The 25741-nt window shown below is 43.9% G+C and carries 17 protein-coding genes and 1 pseudogene; 4 read left to right on the forward strand and 14 right to left on the reverse strand.

The window, feature by feature from the left end:
* Positions 1-13: 13 nt before the first annotated feature.
* The 6 genes and pseudogenes from accD to fabB all read right to left on the reverse strand — a co-directional run bounded on the left by accD (position 14) and on the right by fabB (position 10606).
* The gene (gene accD, locus L4C39_RS05620) at positions 14-940 is read right to left on the reverse strand and encodes an acetyl-CoA carboxylase, carboxyltransferase subunit beta (protein WP_017053068.1); all 927 of its coding nucleotides are present in this window, start codon (positions 938-940) and stop codon (positions 14-16) included.
* 175 nt (positions 941-1115) lie between these two features.
* Positions 1116-1910 (reverse strand): tRNA pseudouridine(38-40) synthase TruA, encoded by a 795-nt coding sequence (gene truA / locus L4C39_RS05625; RefSeq protein ID WP_017053067.1) that lies wholly within the window; start codon positions 1908-1910, stop codon positions 1116-1118.
* A gap of 149 nt (positions 1911-2059) precedes the next feature.
* Positions 2060-6759 (reverse strand): annotated as a pseudogene (locus L4C39_RS05630) (FimV/HubP family polar landmark protein).
* A 199-nt stretch (positions 6760-6958) separates the two neighbouring features.
* Positions 6959-7972 (reverse strand): aspartate-semialdehyde dehydrogenase, encoded by a 1014-nt coding sequence (locus tag L4C39_RS05635; RefSeq protein WP_017052450.1) that lies wholly within the window; start codon positions 7970-7972, stop codon positions 6959-6961.
* A gap of 8 nt (positions 7973-7980) precedes the next feature.
* Positions 7981-9123 carry a 4-phosphoerythronate dehydrogenase gene (locus L4C39_RS05640; RefSeq protein WP_429744932.1) on the reverse strand — a complete coding sequence of 381 codons (1143 nt, stop codon included), beginning with the start codon at positions 9121-9123 and terminating at the stop codon, positions 7981-7983.
* Positions 9124-9394: 271 nt separating this feature from the next.
* A complete protein-coding gene (gene fabB, locus L4C39_RS05645) occupies positions 9395-10606 on the reverse strand; it encodes a beta-ketoacyl-ACP synthase I (RefSeq protein ID WP_429744934.1) in 1212 nt (403 codons plus the stop codon).
* A 56-nt stretch (positions 10607-10662) separates the two neighbouring features.
* On the opposite strand from fabB, the gene mnmC reads away from it, so the two are divergent.
* On the forward strand, positions 10663-12810 hold the full coding sequence (mnmC, locus tag L4C39_RS05650) for a bifunctional tRNA (5-methylaminomethyl-2-thiouridine)(34)-methyltransferase MnmC2/FAD-dependent 5-carboxymethylaminomethyl-2-thiouridine(34) oxidoreductase MnmC1 (protein WP_429744935.1): 2148 nt from the start codon (positions 10663-10665) through the stop codon (positions 12808-12810).
* A gap of 156 nt (positions 12811-12966) precedes the next feature.
* On the opposite strand, the gene L4C39_RS05655 is transcribed toward mnmC, so the two are convergent.
* The 3 genes from L4C39_RS05655 to L4C39_RS05665 form a co-directional block, all read right to left on the reverse strand.
* Complete coding sequence (locus tag L4C39_RS05655; protein ID WP_017052455.1) at positions 12967-13497, reverse strand: NADPH-dependent FMN reductase; 531 nt, start codon at positions 13495-13497, stop codon at positions 12967-12969.
* Between the two features lie 166 nt (positions 13498-13663).
* Positions 13664-13927 carry a YfcL family protein gene (locus L4C39_RS05660; protein ID WP_017052456.1) on the reverse strand — a complete coding sequence of 88 codons (264 nt, stop codon included), beginning with the start codon at positions 13925-13927 and terminating at the stop codon, positions 13664-13666.
* Positions 13928-13940: 13 nt separating this feature from the next.
* Entirely contained in the window at positions 13941-14471 is a 531-nt protein-coding gene (locus L4C39_RS05665) for an elongation factor P hydroxylase (RefSeq protein WP_017052457.1), read from the reverse strand.
* A 230-nt stretch (positions 14472-14701) separates the two neighbouring features.
* Between L4C39_RS05665 and L4C39_RS05670 the strand changes: the two genes are divergently transcribed.
* Complete coding sequence (locus L4C39_RS05670; protein WP_017052458.1) at positions 14702-15325, forward strand: trimeric intracellular cation channel family protein; 624 nt, start codon at positions 14702-14704, stop codon at positions 15323-15325.
* 258 nt (positions 15326-15583) lie between these two features.
* Here L4C39_RS05670 and aroC read toward each other — a convergent pair whose 3' ends face one another.
* Entirely contained in the window at positions 15584-16669 is a 1086-nt protein-coding gene (gene aroC / locus L4C39_RS05675) for a chorismate synthase (protein WP_429744938.1), read from the reverse strand.
* Between the two features lie 255 nt (positions 16670-16924).
* Positions 16925-17857: a 50S ribosomal protein L3 N(5)-glutamine methyltransferase gene (prmB, locus tag L4C39_RS05680; protein WP_113796817.1), complete on the reverse strand. Its 933-nt coding sequence runs from the start codon at positions 17855-17857 to the stop codon at positions 16925-16927.
* Positions 17858-17919: 62 nt separating this feature from the next.
* Between prmB and smrB the strand changes: the two genes are divergently transcribed.
* Positions 17920-18450, forward strand: coding sequence for an endonuclease SmrB (gene smrB, locus L4C39_RS05685; RefSeq protein ID WP_017052461.1), 531 nt, complete (start codon positions 17920-17922; stop codon positions 18448-18450).
* A gap of 6 nt (positions 18451-18456) precedes the next feature.
* Here the strand turns inward: smrB and sixA are convergent, their stop codons facing one another.
* Positions 18457-18921, reverse strand: a complete 465-nt coding sequence (gene sixA, locus L4C39_RS05690) for a phosphohistidine phosphatase SixA (RefSeq protein WP_017052462.1) — start codon at positions 18919-18921, stop codon at positions 18457-18459.
* A gap of 320 nt (positions 18922-19241) precedes the next feature.
* Here sixA and L4C39_RS05695 point away from each other — a divergent pair, with 320 nt between their 5' ends.
* Positions 19242-22019: an insulinase family protein gene (locus L4C39_RS05695; protein ID WP_429744941.1), complete on the forward strand. Its 2778-nt coding sequence runs from the start codon at positions 19242-19244 to the stop codon at positions 22017-22019.
* Between the two features lie 160 nt (positions 22020-22179).
* On the opposite strand, the gene fadJ is transcribed toward L4C39_RS05695, so the two are convergent.
* Complete coding sequence (gene fadJ, locus L4C39_RS05700) at positions 22180-24297, reverse strand: fatty acid oxidation complex subunit alpha FadJ (protein ID WP_371712400.1); 2118 nt, start codon at positions 24295-24297, stop codon at positions 22180-22182.
* On the reverse strand, positions 24297-25604 hold the full coding sequence (gene fadI, locus L4C39_RS05705; protein ID WP_017052465.1) for an acetyl-CoA C-acyltransferase FadI: 1308 nt from the start codon (positions 25602-25604) through the stop codon (positions 24297-24299). The genes fadJ and fadI overlap by 1 nt, the downstream gene beginning before the upstream one ends.
* Between the last annotated feature and the right edge of the window lie 137 nt (positions 25605-25741).

Consider the following 25741-nt stretch of genomic DNA (forward strand, 5'->3'; position numbering starts at 1 on the left):
GTTAGCGACTACTTTACCCTTTTTCAGAAGCTTCTGGTACTTCATAAGTCGTTTCATTTGGTGAATCGTTCACAGAAACTACTAATGGAGAGCTATGATTCGTCATTTTCGCAACTAAACTGCCGACACGCTGACGCATTTCACGGCGGTCAACGATCATATCGATAGCACCATGATCAAGCAAAAACTCACTACGCTGGAAACCTTCAGGTAAGTCTTCGCGTACGGTTTGTTCAATAACACGACGACCAGCAAAACCAATTAACGCTTTAGGCTCACCGATATTGATATCGCCTAGCATAGCTAAACTCGCTGAAACACCACCCATTGTTGGGTCTGTCATCACAGATACAAACGGTAATCCTTTTGAAGACAATCGCTCAAGAGCCGCGCTGGTTTTTGCCATTTGCATTAATGACATCAGTGCTTCTTGCATACGAGCACCGCCACTTGCAGAGAAACAAACGAGACCACAATTACTTGCGATAGCCGCATCAACAGCCGCGACAAAACGAGCACCGACTACAGAGCCCATTGAACCGCCCATGAATGAGAATTCAAAAGCACAAGCTACCAATGGCATGCCTAGCAACTCACCTTGCATAACAACAAGCGCGTCTTTTTCACCGCTATTCTTCTGTGCAATTGAGATTCGCTCTTTGTAACGCTTAGAGTCTTTAAATTTCAGTTTATCTTGTGGTTCGAACTCCGTCGCGAGCTCAACACGATTATTCTCATCTAAAAACGTTTCTAAACGACGACGAGCCTTCATGCGCATGTGATGATCACATTTAGGACAAACTTCTAAGTTACGTTCTAGTTCTGCATGATAAAGAACCTGTTCACATGAAGTACATTTAGTCCAAACCCCTTCAGGGATAGACGCTTTACGTGAAGTAACGATGTTGCTTTTTTCTAAAATTTTTTCAAGCCAACTCATGGAAGACCTTTTCTGTCAGCTCTTTCACTTGATTGCGAAAGATGTAAATTTGGAATATATGCGTGAGGATTAAACCACAATAAATGGCAAGTGTAGATAAAAAACTGGTTGTACCTATTTTCAAATTCTATCTTACCTGCCCATTAATATTAGTTTTTGAACCTAAGTCTCACAATTAGTTCAAATTATCCGCGAGAAACAACGGTCCGATCGGCTCTCTTGGCAGCTCATATTCAGCCGGATAGTCCACATCAACCAGATATAAACCTGCTGCTTTTGCGGTCGCTCCTGCCAGCTTTCGCTCTTTTGCTTCTAATAGCCATTTAATCCATTCAGGATCTTTCTCTCCACGCCCGACTGCAATCAAACTGCCCGTAATATTGCGCACCATGTGGTGAACAAAGGCGTTTGCTTTGATATCAATAATGACGTATTTACCATGTCGTGTGACATTTAAATGCATCATATTTCGGCATGGACTTCTTGATTGGCAATGCAAAGCGCGAAATGAAGTAAAATCATTCTCGCCTAATAGATACTGCCCCGCTTCCTGCATTTTCGCCTCATCAAGCTCACCATGGTAATGGCTAACACCTGAAGACATGATTCCCGGACGATACGGGCTGTTATAGATAATATAGCGATAACGCCTTGCTGTGGCAGTAAAGCGAGCATGGAATTCATCAGGGACTTCTTTAGCCCATCGTACCGCGATATCTTTAGGCATGTTTGCATTTACGCCCATTGTCCATGCCACCATTTTGCGTGTGGAGGTCGTTTCAAAATGAACAACCTGCCCAGTACCATGTACACCAGCATCAGTACGACCGGCACAAAACACTTCAACAGGATGGTTAGCGACAATAGCCAGTGCCTTCTCTAATTTCTCTTGGACACCTATTACATCTTTCTGGCGTTGCCAACCATAGTAGTGAGTACCGTCATACTCAATACCTAAAGCAATTTTCATGTTGTGCTCTCTTTGAAAATGGGGCGAAGAGTATAATATCAATCCATTGAGATTTCTAATCTCGTTGGTGATTTCTTCTATCGTTAAAAAAGAAAAAGAGCAACAAAATTGCTGCTCTTTGAATTTACTTATTGCGGACGATTAACCCGTTATTGACGATTTAAGGTATCGATTAAATTTTTTGCTTCTCGGCGAATCGTATCATCACCGTAAACAATCGCCTCTTCCAATAACTTAATCGCACCGTTGCTATCATTCATCTCAATATAAATTTTAGCCAAATCTAGCTTGCCGGCCGCTTCACCATGGCTGTCGACATCCACATCACCATTGTCGCCGATCACATCTGGGAATTCATTTAAGCCTACATCAAGCTTTAACTCTTCTTCATCTGGGTTCGGTTGTGGTTCATTCTGATCGACTTCAGCCATTAATTGGTCAATGGTCATGAACTCCGATTTTTTTGCATCAAAATCAGAAAATTCATTTTGATTGCCCCAATCCTCAGCTTGGATTTTTGGCTGCTCTAATTGCGCATCATCTTGCCAAACCTCACGCTGATCTTCTGGAACACCGGTTAAGTTACTTGCGTTCTGATCTGGAGATAAATTGAATCCATCCCAATCTTCTCCGCCAACATCAAGCATCGCTTCAATATCTAACCCGGCACTATCTGAAGCACGGCTATCCATCGGCTGACGGAACATATCGTCCACAGAGTGCTGAACATCTTCTGATAGCAATTCCGCTAGTGCTGACTCATCAAAGTCACCAACAATATCTTCTTCTAAGATTTCATCGGCACTTGCTGAAAACAGATCTTGTAGAGCATCTTTATCGGAATTGTCTTCGAAAGAGGCCGTATTTTGAACCGCTTCTGCCTCGCCCTCCTCACTACCTAGATCTAGATCTGAATCTGAGTCTAGGTCGAAGCCAGTATCCGCTCCCACACTAGAGAATGCATCCGCAAGAGCATCTTGCTCACTGTATTCAGGAAGTTCTAACTCATCGAGTTCTTGTGCTAAAGTCGCAGGTTCAGGTTCTTGAGCGATATCCGCATCTGAACTTGGCTCTGAAAAAGCATCCGCAAGGGCATCTTCTTCACCGTATTCAGGAAGCTCTAACTCATCGAACTCTTGCACTGATGGTTGTGCTGGTACTTCTGACTCAGAATCTTCAGTAACAGGTTCATTGCTCATTGCCTCATCGACAAGCTGTTCGTCTATAAGCGGTTCATCTAGAAGCGGCTCTTGAGCGATATCCGCATCTGAACTTGGTTCTGCAAATGCATCCGCAAGGGCATCTTCTTCACCATATTCAGGAAGTTCTAACTCATCGAACTCTTGCACTGATGGTTGTACGGGTACTTCTGGCTCAGAATCTTCAGTAACAGGTTCATTGCTYATTGSCTCATCGACAAGCTGTTCGTCTATAAACGGCTCATCTAGAAGCGGCTCTTGAGCKATATCCGYATCYGAAYTTGGTTCTGCAAATGCATCCGCAAGGGCATCTTCTTCGCCGTATTCAGGAAGCTCTAGCTCATCGAACTCTTGCTCTGATGGTTGTGCTGGAGCTTCTGGCTCAGAGACTTCAGCAGCAGGTTCATTGCTTATTGGCTCATCGACAAGCTGTTCGTCTAGAAGCGGCTCTTGAGCKATATCCGYATCTGAATTTGGTTCTGCAAATGCATCCGCAAGRGCATCTTCTTCRCCRTATTCAGGAAGYTCTARCTCATCGAACTCTTGTGCTGTTGGTTGTACGGGTGCTTCTGGTGCTGGAGCTTCTGGTTCAGAGGCTACAATTTCTTGCTCTGAAACAACAGGTGCACTTTCCGGCTCAGCTTCGGTAACAAGTTCGTCGTCATCAGTGAGCCAATCATCATCTTGAGGCATTCCAAACTCATTTGGAATCGACTCTGGCATGTTCGGCTGTTTCATTTCTTCCGGTTTATCAGCCAAGCTTTCATCAGTGGTTGAAGGGGGAGCCGACAGTTGGTCATCTTCTAAATCAATGGATGATTCACTCTCAACACCTTCATCTTCCGAGTCGATACTGTCTGAAACGCCTTCAATGGTAGGCGCAAAGTCAAAGTCTGATTCTGTCTCATCTTGAGTCGATTCGACATCATCAATAGCAGCAGATAACCAATCTTCTTCAGCATCGCTGCTCTCTGACGTGAAAATATCATCAATATCTTGCGCTGCAATATCTTCGAAACGAGAAACTTCACTCTGATGATCGTCATCCGATGATATTCCGGTTTCATTTTCTGGCTCTGGCTCTGGCTCTGGCTCTGGCTCTGGCTCTGGCTCTGGCTCTGGCTCTGGCTCTGGCTCTGGCTCTGGCTCAGCTCAGTACTATTTTCATCTAGCTCAGAATCAGACGACACTTCATTAGAAACAACTGGAGCCTCATGTTCTGGCTGTTCGTTTGTTTCAATGGCGCTATTGAAAATCTCATCAAACGAAGGTTCAGTGACATCTGATGCTTTCTCACCGACGCTTGGTTCTGCATTCGCACTAACAGAATCCTCGCTCAAGTCCGTCAATTCAGAACTAAGAAGTTCATCTAAAGTATCGCTATCGTCTTGATCTACGTCGATATCACCAGCAAGGAGTTCGTCGAATAGATCAGTGCTATCTTCATCAAGTTCAAGCTCTGGTGTTTCATCGTTCGAATCCGTACCCAGTAACTCATCCAGAGTTTCTGTACTGTTCTCATCAAGGTCAAGAAGCTCATCATCGGAAAGACCTGAAAGAGACTCTAACTCAGCGATAGGGTCAAACTCTTCGTTTTCTAACTCAGCTTCCGTAGTTCCATTACTTGGCTCATCTTCACTAAGTAAGTCATCCAATAAGTCGCTACTGTCTTGCAGATCGAGATCTTGCTCATCGTCGTCACTCAGAAGTTCATCAAGTAAGTCTGTACTTTCAGCTTCAAGCGGAGCCTCGTCGTCAAGCATTTCGTCAAGTAGAGTGACATCATCACTATCCGAATCGTCTAAGTTTAAATCGTCGGAGGCTTCTGTGCTGAACTGAGCAAAAATGTCGTCAATATCATCAGACGCTAAACTTTCTGGTTCCGCACTTTTTTCCGCTGCAACTTGAGCAAAGATGTCATCGATATCATCAATAGATGCATCAGCATTGCTTGTAGGGGCTGGAGTGCTATCGGTATCATCATCTAGGTTAAATTCATCTGATGACGCTTCTTCAGCGGCGACTTGTGCAAAGATATCATCAATATCATCGGGATCAGGTGTACTACTTGGGCTTGGAGCCTGTTCAGCAATGAGACTATCAATGTCAAAATCGTCGTCATCGTCGTCTCCATTTCCGGCAAGTAGGTCATCTAAGAACGACTGATCAACCGCATCGTCTTCTAGCTCTTCTGTTGGCTCATCGCTTGCGAGAAGTTTTTCAATCTCATCTTGAGACATTCCGCCTTCATCTGATAAGTCGAAAGCGGCTTCTTCTTCCTCTGATAACTCAGGCTCAACTTCATCGAGTGCTCGTTCCATCTCTTCTAAGCCAAGCGCTTTTTCATCACCGTTAACGCTGATGCCATTGCTGCTTGAGTCAAATTCGCTGAAACTCTCATCGAGATCACCATCATCACCAATACCTGCAAATGGATCCTCTTCATCTTCACCTTCAAGGTTAAAATCAAGATCATCGTCATCTAGACTGGCAAAAATATCGTCGTCATCAGATGTCGTATCATCACCAAATAGAGCATCAGGATCGCTGCCATCACCGAATAGGTCATCATCCAATGAGAGATCATCAGACAGCTCATCCGCATCTTCACCTAAGATAATCGGTGCATCTTCAGCAACCGACTCTTCTACTGGTTTCGCTTCAGTTTCTTCACTCTTCGAACGACGGCCAAGCAGCAATACGACGATCAGACCAAGCAGTAAACCTGGAATAATGGCTAATAACGCCACTAACCATCCATTAGAAAGCAATGTATCTAATGATGTTGGCGCTAGTTTTTGCTCTTCGAGTTCTTTTGCACGTTCTTCAGCAAGAAGTTTTTCCACTTCTGACCGAATACGGCTTTCATCCCCAAGCTCACCTTTTAGTCCATCGACTTCAGATTGCACATCTGCCAGCATCAATCTTAATTGGTGGTTTTTCTCTTCAAGTGACGTTAATTCGGTTTCAGAGCTACTTAGATCCTGCTCTAATTTAACGATGTCTTGATTGCTAGGTAGCGGGTTACTAGATACTGGTGAAACGGTTTTCGAAGGCGTAGGTTTGGCAGCTGACTTTGGCGTCACCGCTTTTTCCATAACTGGTTTTTCAGCGGCTAAAGATGCACTCGGTGCACTTACGTTCGAAGATGCGGTTCGAGGGATCGGTTGCACCGCTTTCGTAACAGGCCGAACCGTTGGAGTATTGGCTAATTTGGCGGTATGCGCATCCATGATGGCAATGGCTTGCTGAGTGGTACTCGCACTGACTTGCTCTAAAGAAGGGACTCTCAAATTTTGATTAGGGAGCAAGCTGTGAATATTTTGATTTTCGAATGCTTGAGGATTCAGGCGATAAATAGCAAGAAGCGTCTGTTGGACAGAAACTCGATTCGATGGACGCAGGTTTGAAGCGATAGACCAAAGGGTCTCTCGGGCACCTGTTGGGCCATAAAAACGCGAAGGTTCATCAGGCACAACTCTACTTGCAACAGGAGCTTGAGCTCTTTGCACTTGTTCAGAGTATTGTGGAGATGTCTGAACTTCACCATTCGGCCCTAAAAGACGAATTGAATCTGCATGGACGTTTGAAACCTGAGTCGCGGCTATCAATGTGAGTGACGTTAATAATCGCTTATAAATTTGACGCATATAAGGCTCAGCTATGTGCTTAGGTATGAAAAATTATGATCTATTAAATATATCGGATAAATGCCGTAAAACTATAGAGATGAAGGCAAAAAATGTGTGGCAGGCATGATAATCGCAGCAATCTCACATAAATAGTCGATGGTATAAACGATATGATGAAAAAAGCCTCACACTGGGTGAGGCTTTATTGAATCGCTAGTTAGAAGTAATCACGAATCAAAACTTCTGCGATTTGCACGGCATTGGTTGCTGCACCTTTGCGAACGTTGTCTGCGACAACCCAAAGGTTGATACCACTATGGTGGCTAATATCATTACGAATTCGGCCAACCATTACATGGTCTTTACCACCAGCATCACGAACTTGAGTTGGGAAATCCAAATCTGGATACACTTCAACCCCATCCGTCGCGTTAAGTAATTCTGTTACTTGTTCAGCCCCGATTGGAGAGCATGTTTCAACATGTAATGATTCTGCGTGGCCGTAGAAAACAGGCACTCGTACACAAGTCGGGTTTACGGTGATTGAAGAATCATTAAAGATTTTTTGAGTTTCCCAAACCATCTTCATCTCTTCTCGTGTGTAACCATTTTCCGTAAATTCGTCAATTTGAGGCACACAGTTAAATGCGATCTGTTGGCTGAACACTTCGCTATCTGCTGGGTGACCATTTAAAAGTTTTGCAGTTTGTCCTGCTAACTCATCAATACCGGCTTTACCCGCACCAGAAACCGATTGGTAAGTCGACACGTTAATACGCTCTAAACCAACAGCATCATGAATTGGCTTAAGCGCCACTAACATTTGAATGGTTGAGCAATTTGGGTTTGCGATGATGTTACGGTTACGAAACTCTGCAATCGCTTCTGGGTTCACTTCAGGAACAACTAGAGGCACATCGTATTCATAACGGTATTGTGATGTGTTATCAATCACAACCACACCTTCATCTGCCGCAACAGGAGCCCACTTAGCAGACTGCTCAGCACCCGCAGAGAAGAATGCAATATGCGCTTGAGACCAATCAAACTCTTCTACATTTTGAACACTGATCGTTTTGCCATTGAATCGGTAGCTTTTACCTTCACTACGCTCACTTGCAAGCAAGAAGATTTCACCTACAGGGAATTTACGATCTTTTAGTACTTCAATGATGGTCTCGCCAACCGCACCTGTCGCACCTAAAATAGCAATATTAAATTCTTGGCTCATTGTCTCTCTCATTCATTCTGAAAATTGGGCTTTGTCTTAAAGCCTAACTTAGCTAGGGGCTCTAGATTGCATGAATCATCCCCAACTAATTGGATTGCACTGTACTCCCTTCTATCCCAATATTGCTTACGCATCTGATCAAAAGAGTCAGGTTTGGCAATTTCGCGACGGAACAATGCATCATCTTGGCGCACATCATAAATCAACTGAGTCAAATTGTGCAGTGTTGCTTCATCCCATTCTCTATCTAAATGCACTTTAGGGATAGGCGCGATAGGTAATAAGCGGTTTGGATCGGCTCGCTGTTCACTATTGATGAACTCACAATAAGAGTTGAAAATCATGGTTGTCCCACGAGCTTTGCCTTCTAAACCATAGCCCGCGACGTGTGGCGTCGCAAAAGCAAGATAAGGTAGCAGTTCCATATCCACTTGTGGTTCAAATTCAAATACATCCAGCGCGGCAATAAAACCATCTTGTTTTTCAAGCCGTTGCTTCAGGGCTTGGTTATCCACGACTGGACCGCGCGCGGCATTTATTAATATCTGATCAGCACGTAAAGCACTCAACCGAGTACCGTCAAGCAAATGATGACTTGGGTGTTCACCCTCTTTGGTGATCGGTGTATGCAAACTGATAATGTCGGCCTGCTCTAATAATTTATCTAATGGTGTAAAAGAACGAGCATCGCCTGCTTGCTCTTTCGGCGGATCATTCAGCAAAACTTTGATTCCAATACCGGATAAGCACTTAGCTAAGTAACTCCCCACCTGGCCTGCACCAACAATTCCGACGGTTTTATCAAAAACGGAGAAACCATGTTGCTGCGCAAGTACCATCATCACGCTAAAGACGTATTCAGCCACACCGACTTTGTTACAACCTGGGGCTGCGGTAAAAAAAATACCTTTCTGCGCTAATAACGGCTGATCGACGTGATCCATTCCTGCGGTTGCCGTACCAACGAACTTTAGCTTATTCGCTTTTTCTAACAGTGCCGAGTTTACTTTCGTCACTGAGCGAATCATCAAGGCATCAACGTCAATTAAATCATCTGCGGTTAGAGTGCGACCTGGCTTTAGTACAACATCCCCTAGCTGGCTAAAGAGTTGTTCAGCATAAGGCATGTTTTCATCAATTAGGATTTTCATAGGGAGTCATATCAATGGTATGAAAAGAGAAAATAGATTTTGCAGTAAACAGGGGCTATCTGTCGAGCAAATAAAAATGCCCAGTGGCGTAAACCACTGGGCAAAATCCAGAACAAAAGGATCCGGTCCCGCTCTCCAGGGGACAGGGTCTGCGTCTGTTCGATCAGTTAGCCTGATCAAGCTCTGGAAACCTTAAAATCTATTCCTTGATATCAGCGTTAAACGTTTACTGATTTAACGCTGAAAGGTATCGAGATGGCTAGGAACGCTCCTAGTCTTGGTATTTCTTAATCACTAGCGTAGCGTTTGTACCGCCAAAGCCAAAGCTGTTAGACATTACTGTCATCAACTCTTGTTCGCGCATTTCTGTCACGATATCTAGGCCTTCAGCCGCTTCATCTAAATTCGCAATGTTAATGCTTGGCGCTACGAAACCATTATCAAGCATCAAAGTAGAGTAAATCGCTTCATGAACACCAGCAGCACCGAGAGCGTGACCTGTCATCGCTTTTGTTGCTGAAATAGCAGGGCTGTCGCCGCCAAAGATCTCTTGGATTGCGCCAAGCTCTTTTACGTCACCAACAGGAGTTGAAGTACCGTGAGTGTTCACGTAATCAACACTATCAACATTTTGCATTGCCATCTTCATGCAACGTACTGCGCCTTCGCCTGAAGGAGCAACCATGTCGTAGCCATCTGATGTCGCACCGTAACCTACGATTTCACCGTAAATTTTTGCGCCACGAGCTTTTGCGTGCTCTAGCTCTTCGATAACCAACATACCGCCGCCACCAGAGATAACGAAACCATCACGGTCTGCATCGTATGTACGAGAAGCTTGATCTGGAGAATCATTGTACTTAGTCGACAGTGCGCCCATTGCATCGAACATCATAGTCAAAGACCAATCAAGTTCTTCACCGCCACCAGCAAATACGACATCTTGCTTGCCTAGTTGGATCAGCTCCATTGCGTGGCCGATACAGTGTGCAGACGTTGCACAAGCTGAACTCATTGAGTAGTTCACGCCACGGATTTTAAACGGTGTTGCAAGACATGCAGAAACCGTTGACGCCATAGTACGTGGAACCATGTATGGACCAACACGCTTAACGCCTTTGTTACGTAGAATATCAACCGCATTTACTTGGTTCAGTGATGATGCACCACCAGAACCCGCAACGATACCAGTACGGTCATTTGAAACTTGGTCTTCAGCTAGACCAGAGTCTGCGATTGCTTGTTCCATTGAAAGGTAAGCAAAGGCTGCCGCATCACCCATAAAGCGCACTTTTTTGCGATCAATATGGTCAGCAGGGTTCATTTTCAGGTTACCCCAAACTTGAGAACGAAGTCCGTTTTCCTTGAACTGTTCTGAAGCTGTGATACCTGATTTACCCGCTTTTAGTGAAGCTAAAACTTCTTCGACGTTGTTACCGATACTTGAAACAATACCCATACCGGTGATTACGACTCGTTTCATGTGACATTCCTATAATTCAAAATACAGCTAGATGATAACTAAGAAGCATAACAAAAGTGGTCAGCTTTCCCAGAAATTCGTACAATCAACTCTTACAGACCGTCCCATATCACAAAAACAAAGGCAATATGACTTCAATAACCAATGCTGAACTCGGCTGGAACGAGGCTGGAACACCCGTATCTGATCAATTTGATGATGTTTATTTCTCTAATGTAAACGGCTTAGAGGAAACACGCTATGTGTTCTTGCAACAAAATCACCTTCCTCAACGGTGGCAAGGGCATCAACAAAGGCGCTTTACCATTGGCGAAACAGGGTTTGGCACTGGTCTCAATTTTCTAGCGGTATGGCAATGGTTTGATCAGTTTCTTAAAGAAAACCCAGACGCTGAGCTGAAAGAGCTGCATTTTGTCAGTTTCGAAAAATTCCCACTGAACAAAGATGACCTAATTAAAGCGCATCAAGCTTGGCCTGAACTTGCTCAATACGCAGAACAGTTACAGCAGCACTACCCGATTGCCGTTCCTGAGTGCCACCGGATCGTTTTAGCTGACGGCGCTATCACTCTTGATTTGTGGTTTGGGGACATAAAAGATTGCATGCCTTTAGTTCCGACTTACTCAGAAGGCATTATTGACGCTTGGTTCCTTGATGGTTTTGCACCAAGTAAAAATCCTGAGATGTGGAATCAAGACCTGTTTGATGGCATGGCAAAATTAGCAAAACAAGATTGCACTTGCGCGACCTTCACCGCAGCCGGCTTTGTTCGACGTGGCTTGATAGACGCTGGCTTTGAGATGAAAAAGGTCAAAGGCTTTGGCATTAAACGCGAAATGATCGCGGGAACACTCAAAAACAAAGTCCCTTACACCAATACAAAACCTTGGTATGGTCTGTCTCCCCATTCGGATTCTAACGATATCGCAATTATCGGTGGTGGTATCGCGAGTGCAGCTTTAGCCAAAACGCTATCTCGTCGCGGTAAAAACATTACAGTCTATTGCGAACACGAACAGGCCGCAGGCAACGCTTCTGGCAACAACCAAGGAGCAATTTACCCTCTTTTGAGTGATGAAAAATCGAATGTTTCACGAGTATTTAGCCCAGGAATGCTGTTCGCACGTCAATTTATCGAGCAAGCAGCAGAGAGCATTCCGTTTGACCATGATTGGTGTGGCGTTAACATTCTGATGTGGGATGAAGCCTCGAAGAAAAAACTGAACCGAATGCTCGAAGGGAACTTTCATCACGATCTTATTCAACGATTATCCCAAGAAGAAGCAAATAAGAAAATCGGCCTCAATGTTGATAAAGAGAGTGTCTACTTCCCACTTGGTGGCTGGTTAAGCCCGTTACAACTCACCCAAGGTTTGTTCAAAAAGCTAGAAGAGGCATCCGCCGTAACCACTCACTACCAGCATCAAGTCACCGATTTGAAGTGGTTAGTCGACACAAACCAGTGGCAATTAACGATAGAGACACCTAACGGTGAAGTCATCACTCATCATGATCAAGTCGTGGTGGCAAATGGGCATAAATTTACTCAATTTGAACAAACTCAGCGGATCCCGCTGACTCCGGTCAAAGGGCAAGTGAGCCATATCCCAACCACTGAAAACTTAAGTAAGTTGAAAACGGTATTGTGCTTTGATGGCTATTTAACTCCTCAAAATCTCAATAATGGTCACCACTGCATTGGTGCGAACTACGATAAAAGTAATATTGACCAAGAGTTTGATCCTGAAGTGCAACAGCACAATGGGGTAAGGCTCGCAGGCTCACTACCTGCTCAAGATTGGGCAAAAGAGACCGATACGAGCGGTAACTTATCTCGCCAGGGTATTCGCAGTGTCAGTCGAGATCACCTGCCTTTTGTCGGAAATGTAGGGGATTTCGAAGCAATTACCACCCAGTACCAAAATCTGCATAACTTTAATCCTAAGCGCGATTCACTGGATGACATTAAGCCGGTGTCAAGCTACCCGAATCTTTACTGCTTTATTGGTTTAGGCTCACGCGGATTAAGCTCTGCCTCTTTATTGGCAGAAGTGTTGGCCTCTCAAATTTGCGGCGACCCGCTCCCACTTCCTGCGGATGTCTTAGAAGCCATTCACCCAAGCAGAATGTGGGTAAGACGACTGCGCAAAGGCAAAGCATTGACTAACGGTTACGTGGCAGACAAAAACCAACAGCCTCAATAATACGTAATACGGCCCGGTTGAGTTGAGTTAAGAGCCGGTGAGCTGTTGAGCTAAATAAAGTTGAGTTATCCTCAAACAAAAAAGCCAGAACGGCATGGCTGTTCTGGCTTTTTTAAAATTAATCGCTCAGTGCGAACGTGATCATTATGCTGAATGTTATGACTGCGCTAACTGGGCAACCGCCTCTTTTAGTTGAGCAGTGATCTCATCGTTACTGATTGAGCCAGTCGCAAAATCGAAGTTATCATAGAAACTAGGCACAGAAACCGAAGCTTTAACGTTGCCGCCAAAGAATGGAGCAGAGCCCGTTGCTGCCGCTAGTGCAGATTGTGCACCACCCGGACCTGGCGATGTAGCTAAAAAGACCGCTGGCTTATCCTGAAAAACAGAGCGCTCAATACGTGTCGTCCAATCAAATAGGTTTTTGTAAGCCGCAGGGAAGTAACCGTTATGCTCAGCAAATGAAATAACAAAGGCATCCGCTTGAGAAAGATCACGTAAGAATGCTTGCGCCCCTTCCGCTTGACCGATCTCTTTTTCTTTATCTTCGCTAAACATCGGAACTTGATAGTCATTGATATCTAAAACGATAACTTCAGCATCTTCAATCAAATTAGCTGTATAAGTTGCGAGAGCTTTATTAATAGAAGTTGAGCTGGTGCTTGCGCCAAATGCGATAATTTTCATGATGATACCCTTTCGTTTCTGTCATCTCGTTAAGTGCTAATAAGATTACAGCAGGGCAATATTTCAACAACTACAAAAATTGTACGGACTCATTCAAATTATTCGAACGAGTCTTATCTATATCTTATCTATAGCTTATATATAGGTGCGCAGCACTGTGAATGAGCTACGCTTGACTTTGTAGCTCCTGCCATAAATCGCTAACAATAGTACGATCGGCTGGACTGAGTTCTGAACGCGCATCATCGAGGCTTTTTTCAATACGCTCTTTTACTACAGCGACGTCGTTGATTCCCTCTTCTTCGCATGATGCAATAGAAAGAGAAATATGACCACGCAAGTAACCACCGGCAAACAATTCATCATCAGACGCAGTTTCAATTCGGCTATCAATCAACTCAAGTAACTTCTCTTCAAATTCAATAATCATTTCGTTCTCTTTTTTATTTCACGACAAATTGGCAAGGGGTTAATGCTGGTGTCTTATAAAAGTCACTCAAAGCGTCTGCAAGCATTTTGACTCTTTCTGGTAACCCAGCGTCTAAAATGCTCATCACTTCCTGATGAACTTTACTCATAAACGCTAATCTATCCGGTTCAAAATCGCCGTGTAGATTGTCACAGCTAACACTAAAAGGAAAGCCTGCGCTTTGTGACAAAATCCACTCATAAGCTTGTGGTCTGATTTCGACTTTCTCGAATTCAGCTTGAACTTCGGCAGTACGCCCATCAGGCTCGTACCAGTAACCAAAATCTTCCAGTAATCGGCGCTTTGGACCAGCCACACACCAGTGAGCAATTTCATGCATGGCCGACGCATAGAAACCACGAGCAAAAATAATCCGATGGTGTTCATTATTATCATCAGCGGGTAAGTAAATAGGTTCATCTCCGCCAAGCTCTAATTGGGTATTAAAGCTGTTGGAAAATGTGGTATTAAAAATGGCGATGATGTCTGGATAGTGATGGCTCATAGTTTATTTAGGTCTATTAGGAACAACACGATACATTCTCCATTTTTTATCTTCCTAGGTAAAGGATTTAGCTGAGTTATATCATCACCCTAGAATTAGTTAATCTAATCAATAAGCTCTGTTCACAGTACAAAATCTCATTCGTCAGATTGCCGCTTAAGCACTAGAATCGCGCTTTCATTTTTTATAACCAAGCACTTCCTGCTAGGTAATTTATAGAGTTTAAGACGATGCTATTAAGTGTTTTATATATCGTAGGGATCACAGCAGAAGCAATGACAGGTGCGCTCAGTGCTGGTCGAAAAAAAATGGATTGGTTTGGTGTCATGCTGGTAGCAAGTGCGACAGCAATTGGGGGTGGGACGGTTCGCGATATTCTCCTAGGGCACTACCCTCTCGGCTGGGTTAAAAACCCTGAATACTTGATGATCACCTGCGTTGCTGGCGTGGTGACGACTGGTTTGGCAAAGTGGGTCATTAAATTTAAAGGGCTATTTATTCGTCTGGATGCACTGGGGCTCATTGTATTCAGTATCATCGGAACAAAAGTCGCCATGACAATGGGGCTTCATCCTGCTATCTGTATGGTTTCAGGCTTAGTCACGGGTGTATTTGGTGGGCTACTTCGCGATATGATTTGTCGACAAACACCACTCGTACTGCATGAAGAGCTTTATGCCTCTGTCGCGCTCGTCGCATCTGGGCTCTATTTAGCTTTGCTTGAATATGGCATCAGTGATGTAACCAGCACAGTTGTGACACTCAGTGTCGGCTATTTACTGCGAATGGCAGCCGTTCGATTTAAATGGCGATTGCCCTCTTTCCACTTGGAAACTGAAGGCTCCATTCATTAATCCATCCATATCTACTATTAAGCTATTTCTGTGAGTAAACTATGTTCTGCGATTAAGCTAGTTCTTCGATAAGACTATGTTCTGAAATTAAGCTATTGACATTAAGCTATTGAAATAAGACGACTCTTGATCATTAGCTATGCTTTACACAAAGCGATAACCGACCTAATAAAAACGCCCTCATAATATATGAGGGCGTTTTTCGTTGAAGCTATTTTACCTTGGACGCGGTTTTATTTTAAACACTCGACTTGAACTCTATATCTGTGGAGTCGTCGTCTGCACGCCAAAGTTCTGACCACGGTGGCGCAGCAGATGATCGAGCAACACAATCGCCAGCATAGCTTCAGCAATTGGTACCGCACGAATACCCACACATGGATCGTGCCGCCCTTTAGTAATTAACTGAGTCGGTTCACCATCTTTCGTGATCGTTTCACCGGGAACGGTAATGCTCGATGTCGGTTTAAGCGCAATACTCGCAACAATATCTTGTCCAGTCGAAATGCCGCCCAAAATACCACCAGCATGATTACTTGAGAAACCTTCAGGAGTTAATGGATCACGATGCTCACTTCCCTTTTGGTTCACTACACCAAAGCCATCGCCAATTTCAACGCCTTTGACTGCGTTGATACTCATCAGCGCATGAGCAATGTCAGCATCCAATCGGTCAAATATTGGCTCACCCAACCCTACTGGAATTTTCGTTGCCACCACTTGAATCTTTGCACCAATGGAGTTGCCTTCTTTGAGTAAATCACGAATCAATTGATCAAATTCAGGCACTTTATCAGCATCAGGGCAAAAGAAAGCGTTATTCTCTATCTCATTCCAATCGACTTTATCAATTGAAATATCGCCCATTTGCGATAAATAAGCTTGGATTTCTACACCAAATTCTTGTCTAAGGTATTTTTTTGCAATGGCTCCGGCAGCCACACGCATTGCCGTTTCACGCGCAGAAGAGCGACCACCGCCACGATAATCACGAACCCCATATTTTTGATGGTAAGTATAGTCAGCATGGCCTGGACGGAATTTATCTTTGATTTCAGAATAATCTTTAGAACGCTGATCGGTGTTTTCAATCAACAGGCCAATTGACGTTCCTGTTGTTTGCCCTTCAAAGACACCAGATAGAATTTTCACTTCATCGGCTTCACGACGAGCCGTTGTATAGCGAGAGGTACCCGGACGGCGGCGGTCCAAGTCCTTTTGTAAATCTGATTCGGTAAGCTCTAATCCCGGAGGGCATCCATCGACGATACATCCTAGTGCGATACCGTGACTCTCCCCGAATGTTGTTACTCGAAAGTGTTGCCCGATACTATTTCCTGCCATTACATCCTCTGTGTAGAAGTGGGGATAAGATTTGGGGCATCTTGCCAACCAATTTTACTCATCACCGCGTTCAATCATCAATTCTTCGTGATTTCATAGTGGCTTTAATAGCAATTCTTGTAAACCAAAAAATACACTAAATTCTAACAATTAATGACATGCTTTCCTTGCTTATCGAAAAACATAAAAAAACGCCAGCGTTAAAAGCTGACGTTTTCAGATACAAATAGAACAAAATCTATCTATACGAATGGTTTAATCTTTGTAGAGTGCAAACTCTTCTGCACACTCAACCAACTGAGCGCGAGTGATCATGAATACACCATGACCACCATTAGAGAACTCAATCCAAGTGAATGGAATGTCTGGGTACTGTTCCATCATATGCACCATTGAATTGCCTACTTCACAGATCAAGATACCGTCATCGGTTAAATAGTCAGGGGCATTAGACAAAATACGACGAACCAGTTTAAGGCCATCAGTACCCGCAGCTAAACCAAGTTCAGGCTCATGGGTAAACTCTTCAGGCAAGCTACCCATGTCTTCTTCATCCACATAAGGTGGGTTCGATACAATTAGGTTGTACTTTTCTTTTGGTAAATCGCGGAATAGATCAGAACGAATTGGGAACACTTGCTGCTCCATTCCGTGATCTTGTACATTCTGCTCAGCAACTTGTAGTGCATCGGTTGAGATATCGATAGCATCCACTTCCGCATCAGGGAATGCATGTGCACAAGCGATCGCAATACAACCACTGCCGGTACATAAGTCCATAATGCGTACTGGCTCTTCAACTAACCACGGTTGGAATTGCGCTTCAATAAGTTCACCAATTGGAGAACGAGGCACAAGAACGCGCTCATCAACAAAGAACTCTAAACCACAGAACCAAGCTTTATTGGTCAAGTAAGCGGTTGGCGTTCGGTCATTAATACGATGAATTACTCGTTCCACAATACGTAAACGCTCACTATTAGTTAAGCGAGAATTCAAAACATGAGGAGGCACATCAATCGGTAAATAAAGAGTTGGTAGGATTAATTGAACTGCTTCATCCCATGCGTTATCGGTTCCATGACCATAGAATAAACCTGCTGCATTAAAGCGGCTAACCGTCCAACGAATCATATCTTGAAGAGTGTGAAGTTCAGACACGGCCTCTTCTACAAAAATCTTATCCAAAATTGCCTCCGAAAAGCGCTACAATACTGCTAATTTAGTTTCTGTTTAGAATTGATAACCTGATGAGCAAAAAAAACACCGATATCGATGATGATTTCGCCTTATTCAAGGATGCAGTACAGGGCGTTAAAAAGTTGCAACAGGATACCATAATCCAGCAGCCAAAAAGAGATACAACACAAAAAGAAATAAAACGTACGGCCCGCCAAGCGAGTGATACAGAATTTTATTTCTCTGATGAGTTTGTACCGCTATTAAATGAAGACGGACCAACACGCTACGCCCGTGATGATGTCTCAAAATATGAGGTCAAACGCCTTCGTCGAGGCGTCTATGTCCCTGATGTCTATCTAGATATGCACGGCATGACTCAACAAGAAGCCAAACGCGAACTTGGTGCCATGATCGCTCACTGTGTAAAAGAGAGTGTACATTGTGCTTGTGTGCAACATGGTATTGGCAAACACATTCTGAAAAAGAAAGTGCCGCTCTGGCTCGCCCAACACCCTGATGTCATGGCGTTTCACCAAGCACCACTCGAATTTGGCGGAAATGGTGCCTTATTGATTCTGCTATCGATTCCAGAAAAGTAGGCGTGGTTACGGATTAATATTCCATAACAAATCTCCGGTTTGGGTTTCTGGATCAAATTCAATACACACTAAACCTGATGTGGGGAACATTGGCGGCATCATGTCTGTGACAAAATCAGCCGTTAAGTAACCCACTAATGGAAGGTGAGATACAAAAAGTAGTGACTCTAATTGCTCTGTTTCGATGAGAGCCGTTGCGTAATCACGCACATAGTCAGATTGGCCATAAGGCGTGATGTCGTCACATGTTTCAACACTTTTCGCGTTATAATATTCGCTAATCGTTTGCCATGTTTGCTGCGCACGTAAGTAAGGACTAACTAGCACTTTATCAAATTGGCTGAAACCTTGCTCTTTACATGCTTTAGCGACAGCCGCTGAGCTACGTTGACCTCGCTCAGTAAGCGCTCTTTCTGCATCACTCGCAGCATAGTGCTCCGCTTCCCCGTGGCGCATAATAAAAATTTTCATGTTCTATCCTATTTTACCAAGCATTAGACACTTCTTGGCATTTGCGCTAATTGATAAAACAGTCTTATTGCTGTTTATCTCTTATACGTCAGTTTTGTATTCAAGCGAATGCCGCTCATGCTAACTGACTATTATTTTCCGACACTTAATTATATCAATTCACGAATGAAAGACTTCGATACTCTTAACAGTCTATTAAATTCTAGTAAATACAACCCACTTGGGCTAGCTTGGGGATATATCCCAAAATCTAAAATCAAGATTTGCACCTGCTCATATCAGAGTCATAATTAATACATCGCTTTTTTTGGAGATGCTCTGTGCACCTAAGTCCAAATGATACCAATCAATATCGTTATTTAACGTTATCGAACGGATTACGTGTTTTGTTGATTCAAGAAATCGACGCACAAAAATCTGCCGCCGCTCTTGCCGTGAATGTTGGCCACTTTGACGATCCTCTCGATCGTGAAGGGCTCGCTCACTATCTTGAACACATGCTTTTTTTGGGTACGGAAAAATACCCTAAAGTGGGTGAGTTTCAAAGCTATATTAGCCAACATGGTGGTAGAAATAATGCTTGGACTGGAACTGAACATACTTGCTTTTTCTTTGATATATCGCCGAACGTCTTCGAAAAAGCACTCGATCGCTTCGCCCAATTTTTTGAAGCACCTCTCTTTAATGAAGAAGCATTAGATAAAGAACGCCAAGCCGTCGAGTCGGAATACAAACTGAAACTCGCCGATGACTCTAGGCGTTTGTATCAAGTTCAGAAAGAAGTAGCCAACCCCAAACACCCTTTTGCTAAATTTTCGGTGGGCAATCTTGAAACCCTCAATGATCGTGGCGGGCAATCCATTCGCCAAGAGATTTTAAATTTCCACCAGCAGTGCTACTCGTCTGATCTAATGACGCTCGCAGTAACAGGCCCTCAATCATTAGATGAGTTGCAACAGTGGGTCGAAGACAAATTTTCCGCTATCCAAAATAAAAATCTCAATCAAAAGTCCATTTCAGAACCGATGACAGACGACAATAGCGCTGGTATCACTATCTGTATCGAACCTGTAAAAGAGATCCGCAAACTAATTCTCGCGTTCCCTCTTCCCTCAATGGATGAATATTATGGCAGCAAGCCTTTATCCTACTTTGCTCACCTATTAGGTTACGAAGGGAAAGGGAGCCTAATGATGCAGCTGAAAAATAAAGGTTGGATCACCTCGCTTTCCGCTGGAGGAGGCGCAAGCGGCAGTAACTATCGAGAGTTTACCCTCAGTTGCTCACTAACCGATGAAGGGTTAGCGCATACCGATCAAATCACTCAAGCCGTTTTCCAATACTTCAAGCTTATAGAGTTTCAAGGGATGGATGAGTGGCGTTACATTGAGAAACAAGCCGTTCTTGAATCAGCGTTCCTTTTCCAAGAACCAACACGCTCTATGGATTTAGTCAGCCATCTCGTCATCAACATGCAGCACTATTCACCAGAAGATGTGATCTATGGGGATTATAAAATGTCTCATTACGATGAGACGTTCCTGCGCTCCCTCTTCTCCTATTTTTGCCCACTCAATCTAAAAGCAACAGTGATAGGTAAAGGGCTAAGCTATGATAAGACCGCTAAGTGGTATTTTACCCCCTACTCCGTCACACCGTTTAGCCAACAACAACTTGCCCATTTCCAGCAGATCGATCCTAGTTGGGATTTTCAACTTCCAGATAAAAACCCCTTTATCTGCTACGACTTAGACCCAACGCCACTGGAAAAAGAAGCAGAGACTCCTGAGCTGATTGAAGATCTTGAGGGTTTCCGATTGTGGCATTTGCAAGATGCTCAATTCCGAGTACCAAAAGGGGTCGTCTATGTGGCAATAGACAGCCCTCATGCCGTTGAAACGCCCATTAACATCGTTAAAACTCGGCTGTGTGTTGAGATGTTCCTAGACTCACTGGCCGAAGAGACATATCAGGCTGAAATTGCTGGTATGGGCTATAACATGTACGCTCATCAAGGTGGAGTCACACTGACATTATCGGGCTTTAGTCAGAAACAACCTCAACTGCTCGATATGATCCTATCGCGTTTCTCACAACGAGATTTTAGCCAGGAAAGATTTGATTCGATTAAGAATCAACTTTTGCGTAGTTGGCGAAATTCAGCTCAAGATCGCCCAATTTCACAGCTTTTTAATGCTATGTCTGGAGTTCTTCAACCAAACAACCCTCCATACACGGTATTAATCGAAGCATTAGAACAGATTAAAATAGATGAATTATCTACTTTTGTTGACGCTATTCTCGCAGAACTTCATGTAGAGACCTTTGTTTATGGTGATTGGACTCAGCAACAAGCTCACGATATTGCCACGACATTAAAAAACGCATTACGAGTAAAAAACCAAGCATACGAAGAGTCACTAAGACCATTAATCATGTTGGGCAACAGTGGTACTTTCCAGCATGAGGTTGTGTGCGATCAGCAAGATTCTGCGGTGGTCGTTTATTACCAATGCGATGACATTTTGCCACGCAGCATCGCGCTATATTCGCTAGCTAATCATCTTATGTCGGCAACATTCTTTCATGAGATCCGCACCAAACAGCAATTAGGCTATATGGTGGGAACGGGTAACATGCCTCTAAACCGCCACCCGGGGATCGTCCTCTATGTTCAATCGCCTAATGCGGCTCCAACAGAGTTAGTTGCGTCGATTGACGAGTTCTTAAATGCTTTCTACTTAGTGCTACTTGAGCTGAATGAGTACCAATGGCACAGCAGTAAAAAAGGATTATGGAATCAAATGGCGACACCAGACGTGACTTTACGCGGACGCTCTCAGCGCTTATGGGTTGCCATTGGGAATAAAGATGTAGAGTTCAATCAGCGAGAGAAAGTGTTAGAGGAACTAAAAGCCCTTAGCCGTTCAGACATGATTCGTTTTGTTATTAATGAATTAAAACCTCGGACATCAAATCGACTGATCATGCACAGTTTAGGTAACGCTCACCTAGAAGAGGAAAGGCTGGATCTAGGGCACGATATTGATTCAATTGATCAATTTCAGCTCAGAGCTAAAGATTGTGATTTAGGCTAATCGATAAATTGGACTAAGTTTCTAATTTAGGGTCAGTGATTGGCGAAATGTAAAAGCAAGTAATAAAAACGCCCGCAAATAGTTAGCGGGCGTTTTTGTATCTAGTGAATAAACGATAACCATAAAGCAATGGCTACCATTTATCCCCTGCGACTAAATATCAGTAGAAGCTTTCATCTAAACCCGCGCGAGTGAGCAAACCATCACACGGAGCATATCGGTCACCATATTTTTCCGCGTATTCATTCATCATTTCAACGAGGGCTTTGATTCCAATCTGATCCATATATCGGAATGGGCCACCGAGAAAAGGAGGGAAACCGATACCGAAGATCGCACCAATATCACCATCTCTTGGGCTACGGATAATACCTTCATCCAAGCAGCGAACCGCTTCATTCAACATAGGAAGCACGCAGCGAAGTGAAATATCTTTTTCTGTTAGCTTAGCTTCTGGCTGTAATTTCAGTAGTTTATAAACGGATTTATCGACTTCCTTTTTCTTGCCTTTGTAACTGTAGAAGCCTTTACCACTCTTACGACCTTTACGATCATCATTAAGCAAAATATCGAAAACATCCGGGCCTTTAAAACGAGGGCCTAATTCATCCACAAGAATCGGCATAATTTTCGCCCCAATATCCACACCAACTTCGTCTAATAACGTAATCGGCCCAACTGGGAAACCAAAATTAAGCAGCGCTTTATCTAGTGCATCAATAGGCTCACCACCTATCAACACCTGAGCTGACTCATTCATGTATGGCGCTAAGATTCGGTTTACGTAGAAACCCGCACAATCTTTTACAACAATTGGCGTTTTCCCTTGTTTACGAGCAAAAGCAACCACTGTCGCAATAGTCTCGTCAGAGGTTGTTGCGTGCGGAATCACTTCCACTAGCGGCATTTTTTCAACCGGACTGAAGTAGTGCAGACCCACAATATTTTCAGGGCGCTGTGCTTTTTCTGCAATTTTATGGATTGGCAACGATGACGTATTGGTAGCAAAAACAGTATCTCGTTTTGCGTTTGCTTCGATATCCGCAACCATGCTCTGTTTAAGGTCAAGATCCTCAAATACCGCTTCAACGACGACATCAAGAGTATTAAAGCTCGTGAAATCAATGCCCCCAGAAAGCTGTAACATCTTACTTTCCAGACCAGATTTAGTAATGATCCGGCGCTTAAACTGCTTGTTGAACAACTTGTAGTTATAGTTCAACGCATTTAATACACCGTCATTAGACACATCTTTAATCCGAACTGGGACTTTCGCTTTAGCGACACTAACGTGACTGATTCCCGCTCCCATCAAACCGCCACCAAGCACACCAACACGGTTAACGGGCAATGGCGTAGAATCTGAGCCGTTGTCTTTTTTCATTTCCGTCGTTGCAAAGAAAATCGAACGCAGCGATTTAGATTCTGGCGTCATCACCAGTTCACTAAATTTTTTCGCTTCTAATTGCTGGCCTTTCTCAAACCCATTTTCTAATCCGTTGCGAATAACCTCAAGGATGGCATCAATCGCAGGGTAATTTCCGCGAGTCTTCTCATATGATTTCTTTGCCGCTTGTTCGAAGATGACTTTGCGTCCAAGTCCACTATGAGCAATCAACTTCTCTTTGGTTGATACTTTACGTTTTGCTTTTTTCTTACCTGAATACTTTTCTACAAAATCTTTGGCGACGTCGAGTAACACCGAATTAGGCACACAAGCATCCACCACTCCGAGTTTCTTCGCTTTTTTAGCTCTAAGTTGCTTACCCGTCATAATAAGATCAAGAGACGGAAGCAAGCCAATCAAGCGAGGCAGACGCTGAGTACCACCGGAACCCGGAAGCAGTCCTAATTGAACTTCCGGTAAACCTAAGCGCGTTTTATCAGAATCACTACACACTCGATAGTCACAAGCGAGCGCTAACTCAAGTCCACCACCTAAACATGGGCCGTGAATCGCAGCCACAACAGGGTATGGCAAGTCAGACAGCGTCTGGAACATCTCTTGGCCTTGTGTCGCTAAGGCTTCGGCTTGTTCTGCTGTCGTGCAATCATCTAGCATGCGAATATCAGCACCTGCGATGAAGTTGTCCGGTTTCAGTGAGTGAACAATCAACCCTTTAATTGTCGATTTTTTCTCTTCTAACTGAACAAAGATGGCTTTCATGTCATCTGCAAACGCCGCTTGAAGGGTGTTCATTTTTTCATTGGGTACATCGATGGCGAGCCAAGCTAGGTTTTGCTCATCAATCGTTAAATTAAATGCTTGCTCACTCATTACTCAACCTCCAAAATCATTGCCGCGCCCAAACCACCAGCTGCACATGCTGTATTTAAACCAATTCCGCCACCTCTGCGTTTTAATTCACGTAGAGTTTGCGTCATCATTCTTGCGCCTGTTGCTGCAAATGGGTGCCCATAAGCAATAGAACCACCAAGTACATTAAATTTGTCCATATCGATCTCCCCCATCGCTTTTGAACGACCGAGATTTTCTTGTGCAAATTTGTCACTTGCAAACATCTTCACATTCGCGAGAGCTTGTGCGGCAAAGGCTTCATGCATATCAATTAAGGTTAAATCTGACAGTTCTAGACCCGCCTTTTGTAACGCCATTGACGTCGCATAAGATGGCCCCATTAACATATCTGTCTCAACGCCAATCGCAGAAAAGGCATACGACCGAATGTAACCCATGATTTCTAAACCGAGCTCCTTCGCTTTTCCTTCACGCATAAGCATTACCGCAGCGCCACCATCGGTTAAAGGCGTACTATTTGCAGCAGTGACACTTCCGTATTGGCGGTCAAAAGCAGGTCTAAGCTTAGCGTAACCCTCTAGAGTCGAGTCATGTCGAATATTGTTATCTTGAGAGATCCACTTCTTATATGGCGCAGGAAATGCAGTCATGACTTCATCTTGGATCTTACCCTCGTTCCAAGCAATTGATGCTAAGGAGTGCGAGCGATGAGCCAAGGCATCTTGTTCGGCTCGAGTGATACCGTGAGTTTTTGCCATCTGCTCAGCCGTCTGCCCCATCGATAGCCCTGTGGAATATTCAGCCACCGCAGGAGGTACTGGCATCAAATCTTTCAGTGATAGGCTTTTGAGGATTTTAAGTTTCTGCCCGACAGTTTTGGTTTTACTTAAAGCAAGTAAATTTGCCGCCAGTTTTTTCGTCACACCAATAGGCAAAACAGAAGAGGAGTCTGCACCGCCAGCGATACCGATATCAATAGAGCCAGCCATAATGCTCTCTGCAACATTAACAGAAGCTTGGAAGCTCGTCGCACAAGCGCGAGTAACACTATAAGCGTCAGTATGGATATTCATTCCTGTTCCAAGGACAATCTCACGGGCAATATTCGGCGCTTCAGGCATTTGAACCACCTGACCAAACACGACTTGTTCAATTAAAGCAGGATCGATATCGGTACGAGCAAGCATTTCACTCACCACCATTTTTCCAAGATCGACGGCTGGTACTTGGCTAAATTCAGTGCTTTGACGTGCAAATGGTGTTCGCAGCCCCGCAACGATTGCTACACGTTCACCTGAACGCGTGGTGACTTCCTGTTTGCCCATTGTTTCTCCTTAGAATAAGAGGTCTGACCTGATTGTATTGTAACGAAGTTGTTAAAAGAATCAAACGCTCGTTTAACTAAACGTGAACTACAATCGTGTTCTGGATTAACAATTTACTACTTAATCTAGGGAACTAT

The sequence above is a fragment of the Vibrio clamense genome (assembly GCF_050337905.1).
GTDB lineage: Bacteria > Pseudomonadota > Gammaproteobacteria > Enterobacterales > Vibrionaceae > Vibrio > Vibrio cortegadensis.